Below are 19,588 nucleotides of genomic sequence, written 5' to 3'. Positions count from 1 at the left end.
GCGCCAGGTTTATTCAATGAGTGGACGGTTCGACCCTTTGGCGAACGATCGGTTGCATCGTTTAGCCGGTTGGCCAGGGCAGATAGCGCACGGCGCGCACATTTCAGCGAATTCGGTTGCGCGCTTCCGATCGTCGCAGCACTGCCTGCCAACGTTCCGCGCAGCGTCGCGCGGATTCTGACTTCGCGCTAGGCCGTTTCCTTCACTTTGTGCGGCGACCCAGCCGCCGACGACGGCCCAGGCCCAGGCCGGCTTGCCACCGGGTCCGCCTCAGTATGCGCCGCCGTGCTGCCGGCCGGCGTGCGCGTGCCGCGCGGCACCCAGTCGAGCGGTTCGCCCTTGCCGTTTTCGAGTTCCGCCGACACCTCCGCGCGCGCCCGCGGCAAATACTGCGGATAGTGCTTCTGGATGAAGTCGAGCAGCCCCTCGCGCACGCGGCAGCGCAGGTCCCAGTTCAGACCCGAATCGAGCGAACTGACGAGCGCGCGCAACTGCATCGAGCGCTCGGTGCCTTCGGTGACTTGCAGCACCTGCACGCGACGGTCCCACTCGGGCGCCGCTTCGACGATGCGCGCGAGTTCCTCGCGCAACGGCGCGAGCGGCATCCGGTAATCGACGTACAGAAACACCGTGCCGATGATCTGCGAACTGCTGCGCGTCCAGTTCGAAAACGGATTCTCGATGAACCATTGCAGCGGCACGATCAGCCGCCGCTGGTCCCACAGACGCACCGACACATACGTCCCGGTAATCTCCTCGATGCGCCCCCACTCGCCCTGAATGACGACGACGTCGTCGAGGCGGATTGGCTGCGACAGCGCGATCTGCAAGCCCGCGATCAGATTGCCGAGCACCGGCCGCGCGGCAATACCGGCGACCAGACCGGCGACGCCCGCCGACGCCAGCAGGCTCGCGCCGATCTGCCGCACGTTCGGAAACGTCATCAACGCGCCGCCGACGCCGACGATCACGATCACCAGCATCACCGAGCGCGCCAGCACCCTCGCCTGCGTATGGATGCGGCGCGCGTGGAGATTGTCGGCGGTATCGAGCGGATGGGCCTGAATGATCGCCTCGCCGATGGCCGCCGCCGAGCGCACCGACAGCCACGTCAATGCGCCGATCAGCGCAATGGCCGCGGCGTCGCGCAACGGGCCGATAAAAGTGAGCGTGTCCGGCGCCTCCCACCAGACGGCTTCGAGCGAGAGAATCAGCAGAACGAACAGCGACGGCTTGTCGATATAGCGCAGCACGACACTCGTGAGCGGATAAGGCCGCGCGATCCGCGTGACGATGCGCGCGCCCACGCGGTGCGCGCCGATCGCGATCAGCACGGCGATGACCGAGACCAGCAACGCGCCGGGCCAGGTATGCAGCGGCGCTTCGGCGATGTGGTCCAACTGGTCGAGTCGATCGAAAAAAGCCATATAGGACAGTTTCCTCCTCGCTTGGATGGGGACAGGCCGGCCGCGTGTGACGCGGCGACGGCGTAGAGATGAGGCGCCCGGCCGGCACGCCCGCGAAAGCGCGGATCAAACGATGCGCCCCGCTATCAAAGCCGGCTGCGACCGCGCAAAGCGGCGCCCCGGCTCATGTTGAACGCGTGCACGGCATACGGCACACGCGGTGAGCAAACTCAGTGACAAAAAACCCGTGACAAAAACCCATGACAAAACAACAAAGCTGGCGACCCGCACGCCTCGCGACACGAGGCCGCAAACCGCGCCGGCTCGAATCAACTCAACTCAAATCAGCTTCCGCTTTTGCAAGGAAACGCCTTGCCGAGCCCCAGCGAAATCGCCGTGCTCGCGTTATAGCCCGCCACAATCGGATTTTCCGCGATGTATTTGCGCACCGCATCCGTCAACTGCGCCGAACGCGCGTCTTGCGGCAGGCAGAAGTACTGGCCGACGCGCGGCCCGGTCGTGCCGCCGATTGCGTCGATCGTGTTGAAAATGCCGTCGGCGGCGCCTTCAATGTACGCGGCGCATGCACTGCGCGACGCCACGTCGGTCTTCGTGCACAGCTTGTTGAGGTCGCCTCCCGTAAACGCGGCCGCCGACAACGGTACGGCAAACGCGCTGGCGAAAATCAAAGCCCGCAGCATGGTGTTCCTTTCCAGGTCGTTTATCAGGCGGTCTGTTGCCGCATCCCGAGGGCGCGCACACGAGAGGCGCGCCAAAGTCGTCATTCTGCACTGTTTTACGGGGCCGCAGCAGGCAGCCGCCGCTATCTTCAGGCATATAAGCGGCAAAACGCGCACAAGCCGCTTCGCCGCGCGCCTTACTTCTGCTGCATCTGTTGCAGGCGGGCGGTGAGGCCCTCGACCACGTCCGGCTCCTTGTAGGTCTTCGCGAAATCGAGCGCGGTCAGGCCGATCTGGTTCTTCACGGTCAGGTCCGCGCCGTTGTCGAGCAGCAGCTTCACCGTCGACACATGGCCGCCGCGCGCGGCCATCATCAGCGGCGTGGTGCCGTTCGGGGAGCCGGCGTCGACGTAAGCCGAATGGTCGAGCAGCAGTTTCACGATGTCGTCGTGGCCGTTCGCGGCGGCGTAGTGCAGCGGCGCCCAGCCCTTCTTGTTGACTTCGGCGTCTTTCGCGATCAGTTGCTTGACGAATTCCAGGTCGCCGTTGAGCGCGGCCATCATCATCGCGTTCTCGCCCGCCTTGTCCTCGATTTCAACGTTGGTCTTCGGATTCGCGAGCAGCGCGGCGCCGACCTTGTCCGACTTCTCGCGCGCGGCGAGGACCAGCAGCGGCATGCCCTGGTTGTCGACGCTGTTCGGGTCCATGCCCTTCGCGAGCAATTTCTTGACGCCGTCGACGTCGTCGAATTTCACCGATTTGATCAGCGAGTCGATCGGCGCGGCTACAGCCGGCGCGGCGATCAGCGAGCTCAGCGCGGCACAGGCGAATGTGGCGGCCAAGGCGGCGCGCGACAAACCGCGGCGGACGGACGAGACTGCCGTGGCCGTCGTGTCAGCGGTATGCGGTGTGTGGGTTAATGTGAAATATGTCATATTTTACTTTAGGGCTAAGCCCTATCCTATTGATTTATTTACATTCTCTACGCGCCAGCCGGCGCGGGAATCTTGAAAAGGCGGAAGAAGTTTTGCGTCGTCGCGGCGGCGAGCGCCTCGTCCGTCATCTCGCGCTGCTGCGCGATGAAACGTCCGACATAACTCACGTACGCAGGTTCATTGGGCTTGCCGCGATACGGCACGGGCGCCAGATACGGCGAATCGGTCTCGATCAGCAGCCGCTCCAGAGGCACGCGACGCGCGACGTCCTGCACGTCCGTCGCGCTCTTGAACGTGACGATGCCCGACAGCGAGATGTAAAAGTTTTGCGCAAGCGCCTGCTCGGCGACGCTCCACGGCTCCGTGAAGCAGTGCATGACGCCGCCCGGCTCGCTCGCGCGCTCCTCGGCCATGATGCGCAGCGTGTCTTCCGACGAAGAACGCGTATGGATGATGAGCGGCTTGCCGGTCGCATGCGCGGCGCGGATGTGCGTGCGAAAGCGCTCGCGCTGCCATTCCATATCGGCGATCGAGCGGCCTTCCAGGCGGTAATAGTCGAGCCCCGTTTCGCCGATCGCGACCACTTTCGGATGTTCGGCCAGCTCGACCAGTTCGGCGACGCTCGGCTCGCGCATGTCCTCGTGATCGGGATGCACGCCCACCGACGCATAAACGTTGTCGTGCCGGCTGGCGATTTCAAGAACCGACGGCAGCGTTTCCAGATCGACCGACACGCACAGCGCATGCGTGACCGCGTGGCTGCGCATGTTCTCGAGCACCTGCGGCAGACGGTCGGCGAGTCCTTCGAAATTGATGTGACAGTGTGAATCGACAAACATGACGATGTCCTGCAAAGGAATGCCTGAGGCGGATCAGCTTGCCGCGCCCTGCGCGTCGAGCCGCTTGCCGAGAATCACCAGATCGCGCTCGACGCCGTCCAGCACGGCCACGCGCGGCAGCGACCCCCACGTGTCGAAGCCGAAACCCCGAAAGAGGCGCAGGCTCGCGTCATTGTGGCCGAAGATGAAACCGAGCACGGTGTCGATGCCGAGCGCCGGCGCCGCCGCGAGCGAGGCCGCCAGCAACTGCTTGCCGAGGCCCTTGCCGCGCGCGCGCTCGTCCAGATAGATGCTGACTTCCGCGGTGCGCTGATAGGCCGGACGGCCGTAAAAGTCCGAAAAGCTGAGCCAGCCGAGCAGGCGGCCGGGCGCTTCGGCGTCGTCGACGACCCACAGCGGACGTTTCTGCGGCCCGTGCGCATGAAACCATGCCAACCGGCTCTCGACGCTGACCGGCTCCAGATCGGCCGTCACCTGGCGCGACGCGACCGTCGAGTTGTAAATGGCGACGATCGCGGGCAGATCGTCGAGCGTGGCATCGCGGTAAGACAGGCTCATGGTGCTTTCGGATTGGAATGAGAGGCTGGGTAAAAAAATCAGAAACGGTTCTTCAGACGACGCTTGCGGCATGGACGGCATGGCGCTTCGTGAGCGTCATGCAAAAAGCTCGCGGTAGCCCAGAAACAGCTCCTCGAACACAAGCCGCGCGTTCAACGGATGATTTTCGACCGCGCGCTGCCGCGTCACGGTCCGCATGAAGCGCGCGAACGCGCTCGCGTCAGCCTGCGACGCGCAACGCGTCAACGCCGCCGACGCCTGCGGAAAGTAGCGCGGCGCGCCGGCCGCGCGCTGGGCGAGCAGATCGTACATCCAGCGCTGCAGCCAGCCGAGCACGAGCGGCACCGGCAGCTTCTGCAGCGCCTCGCCGCACGCAAAGGCGTCGCACTCGGGGCCCGCAGCCAGTTGCTTGAGCGTCCAGTCGCGCAGCGTGCGGTTTTCGTCGCTGGCGAGGGCGAGCGCGGTGAGCGGTGCGCCGCCCGCCTCGGCGAGCAGCGCCGGCGCTTCGGCCACGCCTTGCGCCGCGAGCCATTGGGTGGCGGCTTCGGGTGACGGCATGCTCATCGGCCATTGGCGGCAACGGCTGATGATGGTGGGCAGCAACCGGTCGATGCGTGCCGACACCATCAGGAACACGACGCCCGCTGGCGGCTCCTCGAGCGTCTTCAGCAGCGCATTGGCCGCGGCGATGTTCAGCCCTTCGGCGGGATACAGCACGACCACGCGCGCGCCGCCGCGATGCGAGCCCACGCCGACGAAGTCGAGCAAGCCGCGAATCTGCTCGATCTTGATCTCCTTGCTGGGTGCACGCGTTTTCTTGCCCTCGTCGGCGTCGGCCTTGTCGGCTTTATCCGCTTTGTCGTCGGCGCCGTAGCCGAGGCCGGCCTCGGCGGCCAGCGCCTCGGGCACCACGATCCGGTAATCGGGATGGTTGCCTTGCACGAACCAGTTGCACGCGACGCACGCGCCGCACGGCTCGCCGTTCTCGCGCTGGTCTTCGCACAACAGGCCCTGCGCGAGGTGCTGCGCGAAGCGCAGCTTGCCGATGCCCGCCTGGCCATGCAGCAACAACGCATGCGGCCAGTGGCCGCGCAACTGCTGCAGGCGGTTCCAGTCATCGGCTTGCCACGGATAAATCATCGTTTGTCTTTTCGAATCAATCGGTTGGGGACGTTATTTGATGCTTTGCCGGAGCTTTGGCGTGCGCTCGCCTGGATTTGACATTACCTTGGCAGAATCAAAGACTTGCAATCAACTCTTCAAGCTGCTTCTGGATACGGACAATGCTCTGCGAAGAGTCAATGATAGCGAAACGATACGGTGCTTCTTCCGCCCGGCGCAGATATTCGGTCCGCGTGCGCTCGAAAAAAGCCGCCGATTCGCTCTCGAAGCGATCCGGGTCGCGCGCCGCGCTGCGCCGTTCGTTGGCAATTTCCGGCGCGAGGTCGAACAGAACGGTCAAATCCGGCTGGAAGCCGCCCTGCACCCAACGCTCGAGCGTTTCCAGCTTGTCGCGCGGCAGCCCGCGCCCGCCGCCCTGGTAGGCAAAGGTCGCGTCGGTGAAGCGGTCGGACAGCACCCAGTCGCCGCGTGCGAGCGCCGGCTCGATCACTTCCGCCAGATGCTGGCGGCGCAGCGCGAACATCAGCAGCGCCTCGGTTTCGAGATCCATCTTTTGATGCAGCACGATTTCGCGGATCTGCTCGCCAAGCGGCGTGCCGCCGGGTTCGCGCGTCATGACGACCGCGCGGCCGGTGGCCGCCACCTTCTGTTCCAGCCGCTCGCGGAACCAGGCGAGATGCGTCGTCTTGCCGGCGCCGTCTATGCCCTCGAACGTGATGAATTTGCCGCGCGCCATTTATTGCCCTCGAATGTATTTGTCCACGGCCTTGTTGTGATCGCCAAGGTTGTCGGAAAAGATGCTGCTGCCGTCGCCGCGCGACACGAAGTACAACGCGCTCGTTTGCGCCGGGTTCATCGCCGCCTGCAGCGACGCGACGCCGGGCAGCGAAATCGGCGTGGGCGGCAGGCCCATGCGCGTGTAGGTATTGTAGGGAGTGTCCGTCTGCAGGTCTTTTTTGCGGATGCGGCCCGCGTAGCTCTCGCCCATTCCGTAGATCACAGTCGGGTCGGTCTGCAGCGGCATGCCCACGCGCAGACGGTTCGCGAACACGGCCGCGACCATCGGACGGTCCGACTTTTTGCCGGTTTCCTTTTCGATGATCGAAGCCATGATCAGCGCCTCGTACGGCGTCTTGTACGGCAGGTTCGGCGCGCGCGCGAGCCATGCTTCATCGAGACGCACGCGCATCAGACGATACGCGCGGCGATACACGTCGAGGTCGCTCGTGTTCTTGTCGAACAGATAGGTGTCCGGGAAAAAGAGCCCTTCGCCGTTGCCGATCGACGCTTCCGGTGCGCCGATCGCGCTCATCAGCTGCGCGTCGTTCATCGCGACGCTGTCGTGCTTGAGCGCCGGATTCGCGTCCAGCTCGGCGCGCATGCGCTTGAACGTCCACCCTTCGATGATGGTCGCGACGTATTCGTTGACGTCGCCGCGCGCGATTTTTTGCAGCACTTCGTAGGGCGTCACGCCGGTCTTGAATTCGTAATTGCCGGACTTCAGCTCGCTTTGCAGGCCGAGCAGCCGCGTCATCACGATGAATAGCTCGGGCTCGACCGGCACGCCGCCGCGATTGAGCTGCAGCGTGACGCTGCGCAGGCTGCTGTGCGGTTTGACGGTGACGTCGAGTTGCGCGGGATTCAGCTCGAGCGGGCTGTTGGCCCAGTGGTATCCGCCAGCGATCGCGGCTGCGGCCAGCACGAGGACAATCGAGCCGGCAACCAAACATTTCTTGAAGAGGGACATGAAAACGTGGCAGGGTTGGACTGCATATAATACTTGTTTGCCTTAGCTAAAGTCAGAATTGACTGTTCCCGGAATCCATGAACACACCGCTCGCTACCGCTTCAGGCACTGTCCCAGCTAACCCCGCAGTGCATCCGTCAGCCGCGGCCGTCACGGCGCTGCCGGTGTGGCCGCGTCCGTCCGCCGATGAGTTCGACGCCGCCCTCCAGCACGGCGCCTACGCGGTGCTCACGCAGTTCGGCGTGATCGACGCGACCGGCGACGACGCCGCGAGCTTCCTGCACGGTCAGTTGACGAACGACACGCAGCACCTCGACGCCGCCAACGCGCGCCTCGCAGGCTACTGCTCGGCGAAGGGACGCCTGCTCGCGTCGTTCCTGACCTGGCGCAGCGGCGACACGCTCCGTCTGCTGGTCTCAAAGGACGTACAGGCGGCGGTGCAAAAGCGCCTCTCCATGTTCGTTCTGCGCGCGAAGGCGAAGCTCGCCGATGCAAGCGGCGAGCTGGCGGTGATCGGCCTCGCGGGCGACGTGCGCAAGGCGCTGTCCGGCGTGTTCGACGCGTTGCCGGACGGCGTGCACGTCAAGGTGGACGGCGCGGCCGGCTCGCTGATTCGCGTGCCGGATGCGTTCGAGCGGCTCCGTTATCTGTGGATCGGGCCGAAGGCGCAGGTCGAAGCGCATCTGCCCTCGCTCGGCGAGAAGCTCACGCAGGTTTCGCCGGCCGTGTGGGACTGGCTCGACATTCGCGCGGGCGAGCCGCGCATCACGCAGCCGGTGGTCGAACAGTTCGTGCCGCAAATGGTCAATTTCGACGTGCTCGGCGCGGTCAATTTCCGCAAGGGCTGCTACCCTGGCCAGGAAGTGGTCGCGCGCAGCCAGTACCGCGGCACGATCAAGCGGCGCACGTCGCTCGCGAACGTGGCGGGCGAGCTCGATACCGTGAAGGCGGGCGTCGAGCTGTTTCACTCCGACGATCCTGGTCAGCCGTGCGGCATGGTGGTGAACGCGGCGTCGGCGCGGGACGGCGGCGTCGATGTGCTCGTCGAGATCAAGCTCGCGGCGCTCGAAAGCGGTTCGGTGCATCTGGGCGCCGCGGACGGCCCGGCGCTGCGCTTTCTCGCGCTGCCGTACGGACTGCCCTCCGAGGTTTGAACGGCGCTCCGCGGTACGCAGATGAGCGGCGCAGTGCGCTCGAAGCACGCGCCGCTTTTTGCCGGCGTCCTCGTCCGACTACTGTTCGCCATTGCGTTTTGAAGCAACATTGAAGCAACAACCGGGAGACGCCCCCGATGTGCCTGATCGTGTTCGACTGGCGACCCGATGCGGTCGACGGCCCGCTCTTCACGCTTGCCGCGAATCGCGACGAATTTTTCCACCGCACGGCCCAGCCGATCGGCTGGTGGGACGACGCGCGGGGCGTGCTGGCCGGCCGCGATCTGGTCGGCGGCGGCACCTGGCTCGGCATGTCGCGCCACGGACGCTTCGCCGCGCTGACCAACTACCGCGCGCCGCACGACATGCGCGCCGACGCGCCGACCCGCGGCACGCTCGTCAGCGACTGGCTGGCTTGCGAGGAGCCCGCATTTGACGCGGGACGGAATGGCGGCGAAAACCACGACGCAAACGACGGCGAACAGGAAACGCCCCTCGCCTATCTGCGCCGCGTCGCGCAAACCGGCGATCTGTACAACGGCTTTAATCTGCTGGTAGGCGACTGGACGCGCCGCGAGCTGGCCTGGTACTGCAATCGCTCGAATCTGGCGCCCGCGCTGCTCGCGCCGGGCACGCACGGCATCTCGAACGCGATTCTCGACACGCCGTGGCCGAAGCTCGTCAGGAAGCGCGCCGAACTGGGCGCGCTGCTCACGCGCAATTCGATGCCGCCGCTCGAACATCTGATCGACCTGATGCGCGATCCGCGCGTCGCCGCGGACGCCGAGTTGCCGTCCACCGGCATTGCGCTCGAGCGGGAACGGGCGCTGTCGGCGGCGTTCATCGAAACGCCCGGATACGGCACGCGCGGCACCACGGCGCTGCGCGTCGTCGCGAACGGCGAGATGGTCAGCGTCGCGGTGGCCGAGCGCAGCGACGACAACGGCTCGCACCGCATCGTCCGGCCAGGCGACTTCGAACGCAGCTTCGCGTTCAACGTCGAGCGGGAAATCGCCTAGTCAGTCCACGCCGAATGCCGCGCGCAATGCCGCGGCGGCATCGGCATGCGCGTGCGCGACCTCGGGCACGAAGCCGCCCATCTTGAAGAACTCGTGGATCATGCCCGGATAGCGCCTGAGCGTCACCGCGTTGCCGTAGCGGCGCAGCTTGTCCGCGTAGGCATCGCCTTCGTCGCTGAGCGGATCGTATTCGGCGGTCGCGATCCAGGCCGGCGCGAGTCCGCTGAAATCGGGCGCACCGCGCGTGCCGTCGAGCGGCGCGAAACGCCAGTCGTCGCGATCGCTCGTATCGCGCACATACTGCTCGAAGAACCATTGGATCGTCGTGCCCGACAGCAGGAATCCGTCGGCGAGGCGCGAGTGCGAATCGGTCTGCTGATAACCGGTCGTGCCGGGATAGATCAGCAATTGCAGCGCGAGCGGGATGCCTGCGTCGCGCGCGAGCACCGCGCACACCGTCGCCAGCGTGCCGCCCGCGCTGTCGCCGCCGACCGCGAGCCGGGCCGCGTCGATGCCGAACTCCGCGCCGTGCGTATGCAGCCACGTGAGCGCGTCGAAAGCGTCGTCGACGGCGGTCGGGAACTTGTGTTCCGGCGCGAGCCGGTAATCGACCGACAGCACCGCGCATTGGCCGTCGCGCGCGAACATCCGCGCGAGCGCATCGTGCGTGTTCACGCTGCCGACCGTGAAGCCGCCGCCGTGATAGTAGACGAGCGCGGGCGCGGGGTTCGCCCAGCTCGGCTCTTCGGCGTGGTAAAGACGTGCGCCGATCGTCGCGCCGTCGCGTGTTGGAATACGCAGGTCTTCGACGGAGAACATCGGCGCGCTGGCGATCTCCAGAATCGGCGCGCTTTTTTCATACGATGCGCGCGCCGCTTGCGGCGTCATCTCATGGAGCTTCGGGCGCTTTGCGCGCGCGATCATGTCGAGCACCTGCTCGATCTTCGGATTCAACGGCATGTGACGTGAGGTGGGTTGAAGAGAACTCGCGGGACGGCTCGGGCGGGCGGCTTCCGTACCGCATTCAAATCTCGCTGGCGCTTCTCACTTCCGGCTTCAGCGACATCGGATCGGTCGGATCGCGCAACTGCTCGATGTCCTCGTGACGCAGCTTGACGGTCGCCATGATGGCCGGGTGCGTGATGATATAGAAGCGCCGTGCGGCGATGGCGTCGAACGTGAGCGCGGCGACCTCGGCCGCGCTCAGCTTGCCCGCTCGCACCGCGCGCTGCAATTGCTTGCCGGCGGCGATCTGCGAGCGCGTCGGGCCGTTTTCGTTGCGCAGACCGGCGGGCCGCATGCGCTCGGCATCCGCGATGCCGGTCGGCGCGAAGGCCGGACACAGCAGCGAACAGCCGACCCGGGCGTTGGCGTCGCGCCCGGCCTGCGCGAGTTGCAGGTCGTGATACAGCGTCTCGGTGAGCGACACGACGGCGTGCTTCGACGCGTTGTAGACGCCCATCGCAGGCGGCGACAACAGCCCCGCCACCGACGCCGTATTGACGATATGCGCCGGCTCGTTCTGCGCGAGCATGAGCGGCGCGAACGCGCGCACGCCGTGGGCGACGCCCATCACGTTCACGCCGAACACCCAGGCCCGGTCGTTCGCCGAACTCTCCCACAGGAAGCCGCCCGAGCCCACGCCCGCATTGTTGAAGAGCAGATGCACCTTGCCGAACGCATCGAGCGCGGCCTGGGCAAGCGCTTCGACCTGCGCCGCGTTCGATACGTCGGTCGGCACGCCGATCGCGTCGGCGCCCGCGGCGCGCAATGCATCGACGGTCTGGGCGAGCGCCTCGGGGTTCACGTCCGCGAGCACGAGCTTCATGCGAAGCGCCGCGGCTCGTTGCGCGAATGCCTGGCCGAAGCCGCTCGCCGCGCCGGTGATGACCGCGACCCTGGCGGGGAATTCGAACATCTGGCGACTCCTTTTTGCGTGGGGCCTAATGCGTGGCTTTTGAATGTGTGATTCGCGATGCGCGACTTCGACTGCCGTGACTTCGGCTGCGTGCCGTTTGATGCCTGATTTTGCCGCATGCCCTCAACCCGCGACTTCCGCGCAACGCAACGCATCGCATCGCATCGACAAAACGGCTCAATGAGCGACTCGCGCGTCCCACTCACGCTTCACTCACCGAGCCGAGCCTCACTCAAATCAGCTTCACCAGCTGCTTGCCGAAGTTCTTGCCCTTCAGCAAACCAATGAAAGCCTCGGGCGCGGCATCGAGCCCTTGCGCGATGGTCTCCCGATATTGCAGCTTCTTCTGCGCGACGAGCGTGCCGAGTTCGTTGAGCGCCTGCGGCCAGACGTCCATATGCTCGGTCACGATGAAGCCTTGCACCAGCAGGCGCTGCGTCAGTATCAGCGACGGGTGCTTGAGCGGCACCGGCTGACCGTCGTAGCCCGCGATGTATCCGCACACCGCGATGCGCCCCGACGGGTTCATGCGCGCGAGCGTCGCGTCGAGCACTTCGCCGCCGACGTTCTCGAAGCAGCCGTCGATGCCGTCCGGCGTCGCCGCCTTCAGGTCCTGATACAGATTGCCGGCCTTGTAGTCGACGCAGGCGTCGAAGCCGAGCGTCTCCACGACGTAGCGGCATTTCTCGACGCCGCCGGCGATGCCCACCGCGCGCGCGCCGGCCCGCTTCGCCAGTTGGCCGACGACGCTGCCCACCGCGCCGCTCGCCGCGCTCACTACGACGGTCTCGCCCGCCTTGGGCGCGATGATCCGGTTCAATCCATACCATGCCGTCACGCCCGGCATGCCGACGGGTCCGAGATAGGCCGACAGCGGCACGTGCGTGTCGTCGACTTTCTGCACGCCCGCGCCGTCCGACGTGCCGTATTCCTGCCAGCCGAATATGGCGACGACCTTGTCGCCGACCGCGAACTTCGGGTTCTTCGACTCGATCACTTCGCCGACCGTGCCGCCGATCATCACTTCATCGAGCGGCTGCGGCGCCGCGTACGACTTGCTGTCGTTCATGCGGCCGCGCATGTACGGATCGAGCGACAGGTAGTGATTGCGCACGCGGATTTCGCCATCGGCAAGCGGCGCGAGCGGCGTCTCCACGAGACGGAAGTTGTCGGGCGTGACAGCGCCTTGCGGACGCGAAGCGAGCAGGAACTGGCGGTTGATTTGTGGCATGTCGATCGTCTCCTTGGGTTGTGGATTGTGGACTACCGATTACGAATCAGCGATGGCAAGTCGCGCTCGCCGATGGCATGTTCGGGCATGTTGCCGCCTCGCACCTTGCCACTCGCTCAACCGTCGCTAGGACCGGGTTTCGCCGACGGGTCGCTGCGCAAGCGCTGGCGCGTCACGTCGCGGCCCACGGCGAGGCGGCGCATGTATTTGAACGTGCCGAGCGCCTTGCCGACGAAGTGGCCTTCGCTATCGCGGATCTCGCCTTCGCAATAGGCCATGGTGGTCGAGCGGTGCAGCACGCGCGCCGTCGCGCGCAACTCGCCGCGGCCTGGCTGCATGAAGTTGACCTTCATCTCGACCGTGACCACGCCGACACCGTCGCCGGCGAGACTGCGCGCGGCCATCGCGAGCGCGACGTCGGCGAGCGTCATCGTGACGCCGCCGTGCGCGACGTCCCAGGTGTTCATATGCTCGGGCAAGAGGGACAGCACCACTTCGCTGGCGCCGTCCGCAGCGGAAACGAGCCGTGCGCCGAGCCGGTCGACGAAGGGACTTTCGGGCAACGACGCGCCGCCCGCAGTGGATGAAGATGAATCGGTCATTGCGGCTTTCGGTTTTCCTTGTCTTGACGTGCGGCGGCGCGTGCGCGTGTGCGCTGATGCAGCGGCGATGCGGGCACCTTCATGCACGCGCGACGCGACGCGCCGGAAGAGAAGAAATGATACCTGCTATGCCGTTTCGCAGTGGGAGAGAGGCGTGGGTTTGTCTGCCGCCGACGCATATGCCGACGCCCGCGCCGCCATCGCTGTCGCAAGCCGTCCGAGCCGGCGCAGCGCGTCATCGGCGAGATCCAGATCTGTGCTTGGACAACTGAGGCGAATGAAGTGATCGAAGCGGCCCGCGTTCGAGAACACGGTGCCCGGCATCACGCGAATGCCCTCTTTCAGCGCGGCGTCGAAGAAATCGGCCGACGACACCTCGCGCGGCAGCTCGATCCAGAAGAAGATGCCGCCCGCGGGCGGCGTGAACCGCGTGCCCTCGGGAAAGGACGCGCCCAGCGCCGCCGCCATCCGCTCGCGCTGCATCCTCAGCCGGTCGCGCAAGCGCCGCAGATGCCGCTCATACGCGTTGGTCTGCAGAAACTCCGCGAGCACGACTTGCGACAACTGCTCGTTGTGACGCGACTGCGCGAATTTCAGCATGCCGATACGCGGATGCCAGCGCCCGCCGTTGATCCAGCCGATGCGCATGCCCGGCGCGAGCGTCTTGTTGAACGACGTGCAATGGATCACGGTGCCGTCGCTGTCCCAGGCCTTCAGCGAACGCAGCGGCTGTGTGCTGTCGACCAGTTCGCGATACGGGTCGTCCTCGATCAGCGCGATGCCTGCCCGCGCGCACAACTCGACGAGCCGAGCCTTGTGCGCGTCGGGCATCACGCTGCCAAGCGGATTCTGCAGGTTCGGCACCACGACCACGGCCTTGATGTCGGGATGCGTTTGCAACGCGAAGTCGAGCGCCTCGATGGCGAGCCCCGTACTCGGGCTCGCGGGAATTTCGAGCGCGCGCAGCCCGAGACTCTCCAGCGCCTGCAACAGGCCGAAGAAACACGGCGATTCGACGGCGACGGTGTCGCCCGGTTGCGTCACGGCCCGCAACGCCAGGTTGACTGCCTCGATGCCGCCGTGCGTCATGATGATGTCGTCCGCGCCGACCTGGATGCCCGCGTCGAGCGCACGGCGCGCGATGATCGCGCGCAACGCGGGATCGCCCTGATCGGGCCCGGCTGCGGTCAACAGCGTCGGCCGTCGGCGCAATGCGCGCAGCGCGGCTTTCTGCAACGCGTCGGTCGGATAGAGATCCGGCGACGCGGTCGCGCCGCCCAGATTGAACGCGTCCGGATAGCGCTGATATTGCGAGACGATGGTTGAAATGACCGAGTGAATGCCGACGAACTGCGCGGTGCGAGGCATCGTTGCGAGGTCGGGTTCCGATGCGGCGGGCAACGCGGCGCTTTGCGACGCGCGCACGAAATAGCCGGCGCGCGGCTGTGCTTCGATCAGCGCCTCGCGTTCGAGCACGCGATAACTCTCGGTGGCGGTCGCGAGGCTCACGCCGTGACGCTGCATGAAGGCGCGCATCGACGGCATGCGCTCGCCGGGGCGCAGCACGCCGTTGCGAATCGCGCGGCGATATTGCGCCGCCAGTTGGCGGTAAAGCGGTTCGCTCGCGGTGGCATCGTTCGGCGGCGCGAGGGGCATGCTGGTGTACGCGTGCATGGGCTTTTCTGCTTGCGTTCAGGTTGATCGGCTCATGAGCCGATGGTGCGCACGGTCCGCGTGCGGCAACAGATACACATCGACCTCATTTCGACCGATACAGCGTATCAAAGAGCCGCGTTGTACCGGTGCAGATTGTCGGCGACTGCGGCTGTTTTCCGTGGCAGCGGGTCAATAAGCTGAATGGCATGCAAACGCACCGAAGGAAACGTTATGTCAGCTCACGCCAACATCAATGTGTGCCGTCTCGCCGCGGGCCAGGTCGCGCTGCACGACCTGCGCGCGAGGAGCGCCGTCGTCGCGGTCGAAGGCGATCTGCACCTCGTCGTCCGCGATCATTCGCTGTCGTGGCTCGGCGACGCGGTTCCGTCGACATCGATCATGCTCAGCGAAGGCGAGTGCTTCGTGCCGACCGAACGCAGCATGGTGTCGATCAGCGCGTTGCATGGAAAAGCCGCGGCGTTCGCACTGCCCGCATCGCATGCAGCAGCTAGAAGCAATACGCAGCGCGCGAATGGGATTCGCCAACTCGCCGCGTTTCTCAAAGCGACGCTGCGGCGCGCTGCCTGATGCGTTGCCGCGCGCCGCCTGTCGCCCGCTACAATGCATGACCCCATCCGCTCTTCGAGGTGCCGGTCATGTCCTTTGTCCGCAAGCTGTTCGGCGCTAGTCTGTTGCGCGTCGCCGCGTTATGCGCGGTTCTCACGCTGACGCTCAGCGGCTGCGCGGGGCTGTTCGGCGGCGACCCGTTGCGCGTGAGCGTGGCGGGCATCGAACCGCTCGAAAGCCAGGGGCTGGAGGTGCGCTTTAACGTCAAGCTGCGCGTGCAGAATCCGAACGAATCGGCGGTGAGCTTCAACGGCGTGTCGCTCGATCTCGAACTGAACGGCCACTCTTTTGCGAGCGGCGTCAGCGATCAAGCCGGCACCGTGCCGCGCTATGGCGAAACGGTGCTGAACGTGCCGTTGACGGTGCCCGCATTCGCCGCGGTGCGCCAGGCCTTCGCGTTCGCCGGCGCCGCGCAGTCGGGACAGGTTCCGTATATTCTGCGCGGCAAGCTGGCGGGCGGCCCGTTCGGCACCGCGCGTTTCGTCGATCAGGGCATGCTCAGCCTGCCGATGTCAGGCGCCGGCATGCCGTAATCACGCGACCTCAGACCACTTCAAAGAGGCCCGCCGCGCCCTGCCCGCCGCCGATGCACATCGTCACCACGACGAGCTTCGCGCCGCGCCGCTTGCCTTCGATCAGCGCATGTCCGGCGAGGCGCGCGCCCGACACGCCATACGGATGGCCCACCGCAATCGCGCCGCCGTTCACGTTCAAGCGCTCCTGGTCGATGCCGAGTTTGTCCGCGCAATACAGCACCTGCACGGCGAACGCTTCGTTCAGTTCCCACAGATCGATGTCCCCGACTTTCAGACCGGCCTGCTTCAGCAGCTTGGGCACCGCGAAAACCGGGCCGATGCCCATCTCGTCCGGTTCGCAGCCGGCCACCGCGAAGCCGCGGAAAATGCCGAGCGGCTGCAGCCCTTCGCGCTCCGCGAGCTTCGCGTTCATCACCACGCAAGCCGACGCGCCATCGGAAAACTGGCTCGCGTTGCCCGCGGTAATCACGCCGCCGGGCAGCGCCGTGCGAATCTTCGATACGCCTTCGAGCGTCGTGTCCGCGCGAATGCCCTCGTCGCCGCTGACGGTGACTTCCTTCGTATAAAGACGCCCCGTTGCCTTGTCGGCGACGCCCGCGAGTACCGTCAACGGCACGATCTCGTCGTTGAAGCGGCCGGCTTCGAGCGCGGCTGCGGCGCGCTGCTGGGAGCGCACGCCGTATTCGTCCTGACGTTCCTTCGAAATCGAATAGCGTTTCGCGACGTTCTCGGCGGTCTGCAACATCGACCAGTAGATTTCCGGCTTGTTTTCGCTGAGCCAGCCTTCGATCATCATGTGGCGGTTCATCTCGTTCTGCACGCACGAGATGGATTCCACGCCGCCCGCGACGAACACATCGCCTTCGCCGGCGATCACGCGTTGCGCGGCAAGCGCGATAGTTTGCAATCCCGACGAACAGAAACGGTTGACCGTCATGCCCGGCACGCTGACCGGCAAGCCCGCGCGCAACGCGATCTGCCGCGCGATGTTCATGCCCGTCGCGCCTTCCGGATTCGCGCAGCCCATGATCACGTCTTCGATGCGCGCCGGGTCCAGCTTCGCGCGCTCGACCACGGCCTTCGTCACGTGGCCGCCGAGCGTCGCGCCGTGGGTCATGTTGAAACCGCCGCGCCATGATTTGGCGAGCCCCGTGCGGGCGGTCGATACGATTACGGCGTCAGTCATGCGAATCTCCTGCGTGTCAATGTCGATGGTGGCGCATGCGCTAATGCGCTAATGCGCTAATGCGCTAATGCGCGCGAGTGACCCGCGCCACCTTTGTCGTTCGATGCGAGCGTTTTTGCTCTACGCGTCAACTCAGCCGTTAAACGTGCGGCCCTGCGCCGCCAGTTCGGCGATGCTTGGCGCAAGCTGCCACGCGTCGCCGTTCGGCTGCGATGCGTAGCGGCGTATCGCGCGCTCGACGTTGTAAAGCCCGACGGTGTCCGCGTACAGCATCGGACCGCCGCGATAAAGCGGGAAGCCGTAGCCGGTCAGATAGACCATGTCGATGTCCGACGCTTTCGACGCAATGCCTTCCTCGAGAATCTTCGCGCCTTCGTTCACGAGCGCGAACACGAGGCGCTCGACGATTTCCTCGTCGCCGATCTTGCGCCGCTCGCTACCGGTTTCCTTCGAATAAGCGACGATCATTTCGTCCACCATTTTCGACGGATACGCGGTGCGGTCGCCCGCCTTGTAGTCGTACCAGCCGCCGCCGGTTTTCTGGCCGAAGCGCCCGCTCTCGCACAAACGGTCGGCGATTTTCGAGTAGTGCATGTCAGGCTGTTCCTGATAGCGGCGCTTGCGGATCGCCCAGCCGATGTCGTTGCCCGCCAGGTCGCTCATGCGGAACGGCCCCATTGCAAAGCCGAATTTTTCGATGGCCCGATCGACCTGCGCGGGCAGCGCGCCTTCTTCGAGCATGAACAACGCCTGGCGGATGTACTGCTCGATCATCCGGTTGCCGATAAAGCCGTCGCACACGCCCGAAACAACCGCGGTCTTCTTTATCTTTTTCGCGAGCTTCATGACGGTGGCGAGCACGTCTTTCGCGGTCTTCTCGCCACGCACCACTTCGAGCAGCTTCATCACATTGGCCGGACTGAAGAAGTGCGTGCCGACGACGTCCTGCGGACGCTTCGTGAACGCGGCGATCTTGTCGACATCGAGCGTCGACGTGTTCGACGCGAGAATCGCGCCCGGCTTCGCGATTTCATCAAGACGCCTGAATACCTGCTCCTTGACGCCGAGTTCCTCGAACACCGCTTCGATGATCAGGTCGGCGTTCTTCAGGTCGTCGTAGGAAAGCGTGGTCGTGATGAGCGCCATGCGCTCCTGCAGCGCCTCGGGCTTGAGCTTGCCCTTCTTCACGCTCGCTTCATAATTGTTGCGGATCGTGGCAAGGCCACGCTCGAGCGCGTCCTGCTTCATCTCGAGCAGCGTGACCGGAATGCCCGCGTTGATGAAGTTCATCGCGATGCCGCCGCCCATCGTGCCCGCGCCGATCACCGCGACCTGGCGGATCTCGCGCACCGGCGTATCGGCCGGCACATCGGGAATCTTGCTCGCCGCGCGTTCAGCGAAGAACGCATGGCGCAGCGCGCGGCTCTCGGGCGTTTGCACGAGCGCGACGAAGCACTCGCGCTCGAATGCGAGGCCCTTGTCGAAGCCGTTTTTCACGCCGGCCTCCACTGCGTCGATACATTTGAGCGGCGCGGGAAAATTCTTCGCGATAGCCGCGACGCTGTTGCGCGCGAACTGAATGAAACCTTCCGGGTTCGGATGCTCGATCTCGCGATCGCGCACTTTCGGATGCGGGCCTTGTTTCGCACCGACCTTGCGCGCAAACGCGAGCGCGGCTTGCGTGAGATCGCCTTCGGCGAGTTCGTCGAAGAGACCGGAACCGGCCAGTTTCTGCGAGTCGACCGGCGCGCCGGACACGATCATGTTGAGCGCGCCTTCGAGGCCGATTGCGCGCGGCAGACGCTGCGTGCCGCCCGCGCCCGGCAGAATGCCGAGCTTCACTTCGGGCAATGCGATCTGCGCGCCGGGTGCGGCGATGCGGTAGTGCGCGCCGAGCGCGAGTTCGAGGCCGCCGCCCATCGCGACGCTGTGAATGGCCGCGACCACCGGCTTGGCGCTCCCTTCCACGGTCTTGATGACGGTGGCGAGCGTCGGCTCCTGGGTCGCCTTCGGCGTGTTGAATTCGGTGATGTCGGCGCCGCCCGAGAAGGCCTTGCCCGCGCCCGCCAGCACGACGGCCTGGATGGCCGGATCGTTTTGCGCGCGCTCGATGCCCTCGACGATCCCCGCGCGCGTCGACAGGCCGAGGCCGTTGACGGGAGGATTGTTCAGCGTGATGACGGCTACGCCGTCATGGGTTGTGTAGTCCACTGCCATCTGCCTGCCTCCGTGCGATGCATTGCATCCATGAGATGAGGCGGCGCAGCGCGCGCCGCCCGTCCGGTTGATCGAGCCGGCGAATGGCCCAACTCGAATGCGCCGGCCTTCGTCTTCAGCTTAGGTCGGCGGTTCCGGTGTCAGCAGGCAGAATA

The 19,588-nt window shown here is 65.5% G+C and carries 19 protein-coding genes; 4 read left to right on the top strand and 15 right to left on the bottom strand.

Features of this window, described 5'->3' with window-relative positions; all coding sequences use genetic code 11:
* Positions 1-188: 188 nt before the first annotated feature.
* The 8 genes from ABIE53_RS10650 to mltG all read right to left on the bottom strand — a co-directional run bounded on the left by ABIE53_RS10650 (position 189) and on the right by mltG (position 7,287).
* Complete coding sequence (locus ABIE53_RS10650) at positions 189-1,427, bottom strand: mechanosensitive ion channel family protein (RefSeq protein ID WP_114156114.1); 1,239 nt, start codon at positions 1,425-1,427, stop codon at positions 189-191.
* A gap of 323 nt (positions 1,428-1,750) precedes the next feature.
* The gene (locus ABIE53_RS10645; RefSeq protein WP_006048979.1) at positions 1,751-2,107 is read right to left on the bottom strand and encodes a Rap1a/Tai family immunity protein; all 357 of its coding nucleotides are present in this window, start codon (positions 2,105-2,107) and stop codon (positions 1,751-1,753) included.
* A gap of 176 nt (positions 2,108-2,283) precedes the next feature.
* Positions 2,284-3,021: an ankyrin repeat domain-containing protein gene (locus ABIE53_RS10640; protein ID WP_029968403.1), complete on the bottom strand. Its 738-nt coding sequence runs from the start codon at positions 3,019-3,021 to the stop codon at positions 2,284-2,286.
* Positions 3,022-3,068: 47 nt separating this feature from the next.
* Positions 3,069-3,860 (bottom strand): TatD family hydrolase, encoded by a 792-nt coding sequence (locus tag ABIE53_RS10635; RefSeq protein ID WP_029968401.1) that lies wholly within the window; start codon positions 3,858-3,860, stop codon positions 3,069-3,071.
* A gap of 33 nt (positions 3,861-3,893) precedes the next feature.
* Entirely contained in the window at positions 3,894-4,418 is a 525-nt protein-coding gene (locus ABIE53_RS10630; RefSeq protein ID WP_114156699.1) for a GNAT family N-acetyltransferase, read from the bottom strand.
* A 96-nt stretch (positions 4,419-4,514) separates the two neighbouring features.
* Positions 4,515-5,558 (bottom strand): DNA polymerase III subunit delta', encoded by a 1,044-nt coding sequence (locus tag ABIE53_RS10625; protein ID WP_029968397.1) that lies wholly within the window; start codon positions 5,556-5,558, stop codon positions 4,515-4,517.
* Positions 5,559-5,655: 97 nt separating this feature from the next.
* Complete coding sequence (gene tmk / locus ABIE53_RS10620; protein WP_114156113.1) at positions 5,656-6,276, bottom strand: dTMP kinase; 621 nt, start codon at positions 6,274-6,276, stop codon at positions 5,656-5,658.
* Positions 6,277-7,287, bottom strand: coding sequence for an endolytic transglycosylase MltG (gene mltG / locus ABIE53_RS10615; RefSeq protein ID WP_029968395.1), 1,011 nt, complete (start codon positions 7,285-7,287; stop codon positions 6,277-6,279). It abuts the gene before it with no gap.
* A 77-nt stretch (positions 7,288-7,364) separates the two neighbouring features.
* Between mltG and ygfZ the strand changes: the two genes are divergently transcribed.
* The gene (gene ygfZ / locus ABIE53_RS10610) at positions 7,365-8,441 is read left to right on the top strand and encodes a CAF17-like 4Fe-4S cluster assembly/insertion protein YgfZ (protein WP_029968394.1); all 1,077 of its coding nucleotides are present in this window, start codon (positions 7,365-7,367) and stop codon (positions 8,439-8,441) included.
* Positions 8,442-8,578: 137 nt separating this feature from the next.
* Complete coding sequence (locus ABIE53_RS10605; protein WP_029968393.1) at positions 8,579-9,460, top strand: NRDE family protein; 882 nt, start codon at positions 8,579-8,581, stop codon at positions 9,458-9,460.
* On the opposite strand, the gene ABIE53_RS10600 is transcribed toward ABIE53_RS10605, so the two are convergent.
* From ABIE53_RS10600 to ABIE53_RS10580, 5 genes are all read right to left on the bottom strand, one after another.
* Positions 9,461-10,420, bottom strand: coding sequence for an alpha/beta hydrolase (locus ABIE53_RS10600; protein WP_114156112.1), 960 nt, complete (start codon positions 10,418-10,420; stop codon positions 9,461-9,463).
* Between the two features lie 64 nt (positions 10,421-10,484).
* Positions 10,485-11,378: an SDR family oxidoreductase gene (locus ABIE53_RS10595; protein WP_192698872.1), complete on the bottom strand. Its 894-nt coding sequence runs from the start codon at positions 11,376-11,378 to the stop codon at positions 10,485-10,487.
* 232 nt (positions 11,379-11,610) lie between these two features.
* On the bottom strand, positions 11,611-12,609 hold the full coding sequence (locus tag ABIE53_RS10590) for an NADP-dependent oxidoreductase (RefSeq protein WP_029968390.1): 999 nt from the start codon (positions 12,607-12,609) through the stop codon (positions 11,611-11,613).
* 116 nt (positions 12,610-12,725) lie between these two features.
* Positions 12,726-13,211, bottom strand: coding sequence for a PaaI family thioesterase (locus ABIE53_RS10585; RefSeq protein WP_006048967.1), 486 nt, complete (start codon positions 13,209-13,211; stop codon positions 12,726-12,728).
* A 126-nt stretch (positions 13,212-13,337) separates the two neighbouring features.
* The gene (locus ABIE53_RS10580; RefSeq protein ID WP_114156111.1) at positions 13,338-14,885 is read right to left on the bottom strand and encodes an aminotransferase-like domain-containing protein; all 1,548 of its coding nucleotides are present in this window, start codon (positions 14,883-14,885) and stop codon (positions 13,338-13,340) included.
* Between the two features lie 213 nt (positions 14,886-15,098).
* On the opposite strand from ABIE53_RS10580, the gene ABIE53_RS10575 reads away from it, so the two are divergent.
* Both ABIE53_RS10575 and ABIE53_RS10570 read left to right on the top strand, forming a co-directional pair.
* Complete coding sequence (locus ABIE53_RS10575) at positions 15,099-15,455, top strand: hypothetical protein (protein WP_114156110.1); 357 nt, start codon at positions 15,099-15,101, stop codon at positions 15,453-15,455.
* A gap of 68 nt (positions 15,456-15,523) precedes the next feature.
* Complete coding sequence (locus tag ABIE53_RS10570; RefSeq protein ID WP_006048964.1) at positions 15,524-16,027, top strand: LEA/WHy family protein; 504 nt, start codon at positions 15,524-15,526, stop codon at positions 16,025-16,027.
* Between the two features lie 10 nt (positions 16,028-16,037).
* Here ABIE53_RS10570 and ABIE53_RS10565 read toward each other — a convergent pair whose 3' ends face one another.
* Both ABIE53_RS10565 and ABIE53_RS10560 read right to left on the bottom strand, forming a co-directional pair.
* Positions 16,038-17,216 (bottom strand): acetyl-CoA C-acyltransferase, encoded by a 1,179-nt coding sequence (locus ABIE53_RS10565; RefSeq protein WP_114156109.1) that lies wholly within the window; start codon positions 17,214-17,216, stop codon positions 16,038-16,040.
* Positions 17,217-17,348: 132 nt separating this feature from the next.
* The gene (locus ABIE53_RS10560) at positions 17,349-19,433 is read right to left on the bottom strand and encodes a 3-hydroxyacyl-CoA dehydrogenase NAD-binding domain-containing protein (protein WP_114156108.1); all 2,085 of its coding nucleotides are present in this window, start codon (positions 19,431-19,433) and stop codon (positions 17,349-17,351) included.
* Positions 19,434-19,588: the final 155 nt, after the last annotated feature.

It is taken from the genome of Paraburkholderia sp. OAS925 (genome assembly GCF_040543975.1).
Taxonomy (GTDB): Bacteria; Pseudomonadota; Gammaproteobacteria; order Burkholderiales; family Burkholderiaceae; genus Paraburkholderia; species Paraburkholderia graminis.
The sequence above is the reverse complement of the archived record's forward strand: the minus strand, read 5'-3'. Positions and strand labels throughout refer to the sequence as shown.

Bases quoted from the DNA above. Each gene is read 5' to 3' on its own strand.
- ygfZ (WP_029968394.1), top strand. From the start codon at position 7,365: ATGAACACACCGCTCGCTACCGCTTCAGGCACTGTCCCAGCTAACCCC.
- ABIE53_RS10565 (WP_114156109.1), bottom strand. From the start codon at position 17,216: ATGACTGACGCCGTAATCGTATCGACCGCCCGCACGGGGCTCGCCAAA.
- ABIE53_RS10625 (WP_029968397.1), bottom strand. From the start codon at position 5,558: ATGATTTATCCGTGGCAAGCCGATGACTGGAACCGCCTGCAGCAGTTG.
- ABIE53_RS10560 (WP_114156108.1), bottom strand. From the start codon at position 19,433: ATGGCAGTGGACTACACAACCCATGACGGCGTAGCCGTCATCACGCTG.
- ABIE53_RS10585 (WP_006048967.1), bottom strand. From the start codon at position 13,211: ATGACCGATTCATCTTCATCCACTGCGGGCGGCGCGTCGTTGCCCGAA.
- ABIE53_RS10600 (WP_114156112.1), bottom strand. From the start codon at position 10,420: ATGCCGTTGAATCCGAAGATCGAGCAGGTGCTCGACATGATCGCGCGC.
- ABIE53_RS10650 (WP_114156114.1), bottom strand. From the start codon at position 1,427: ATGGCTTTTTTCGATCGACTCGACCAGTTGGACCACATCGCCGAAGCG.
- tmk (WP_114156113.1), bottom strand. From the start codon at position 6,276: ATGGCGCGCGGCAAATTCATCACGTTCGAGGGCATAGACGGCGCCGGC.
- ABIE53_RS10580 (WP_114156111.1), bottom strand. From the start codon at position 14,885: ATGCACGCGTACACCAGCATGCCCCTCGCGCCGCCGAACGATGCCACC.
- ABIE53_RS10630 (WP_114156699.1), bottom strand. From the start codon at position 4,418: ATGAGCCTGTCTTACCGCGATGCCACGCTCGACGATCTGCCCGCGATC.
- ABIE53_RS10645 (WP_006048979.1), bottom strand. From the start codon at position 2,107: ATGCTGCGGGCTTTGATTTTCGCCAGCGCGTTTGCCGTACCGTTGTCG.
- ABIE53_RS10640 (WP_029968403.1), bottom strand. From the start codon at position 3,021: ATGACATATTTCACATTAACCCACACACCGCATACCGCTGACACGACG.
- ABIE53_RS10575 (WP_114156110.1), top strand. From the start codon at position 15,099: ATGTCAGCTCACGCCAACATCAATGTGTGCCGTCTCGCCGCGGGCCAG.
- ABIE53_RS10605 (WP_029968393.1), top strand. From the start codon at position 8,579: ATGTGCCTGATCGTGTTCGACTGGCGACCCGATGCGGTCGACGGCCCG.
- ABIE53_RS10595 (WP_192698872.1), bottom strand. From the start codon at position 11,378: ATGTTCGAATTCCCCGCCAGGGTCGCGGTCATCACCGGCGCGGCGAGC.
- ABIE53_RS10590 (WP_029968390.1), bottom strand. From the start codon at position 12,609: ATGCCACAAATCAACCGCCAGTTCCTGCTCGCTTCGCGTCCGCAAGGC.
- ABIE53_RS10635 (WP_029968401.1), bottom strand. From the start codon at position 3,860: ATGTTTGTCGATTCACACTGTCACATCAATTTCGAAGGACTCGCCGAC.
- ABIE53_RS10570 (WP_006048964.1), top strand. From the start codon at position 15,524: ATGTCCTTTGTCCGCAAGCTGTTCGGCGCTAGTCTGTTGCGCGTCGCC.
- mltG (WP_029968395.1), bottom strand. From the start codon at position 7,287: ATGTCCCTCTTCAAGAAATGTTTGGTTGCCGGCTCGATTGTCCTCGTG.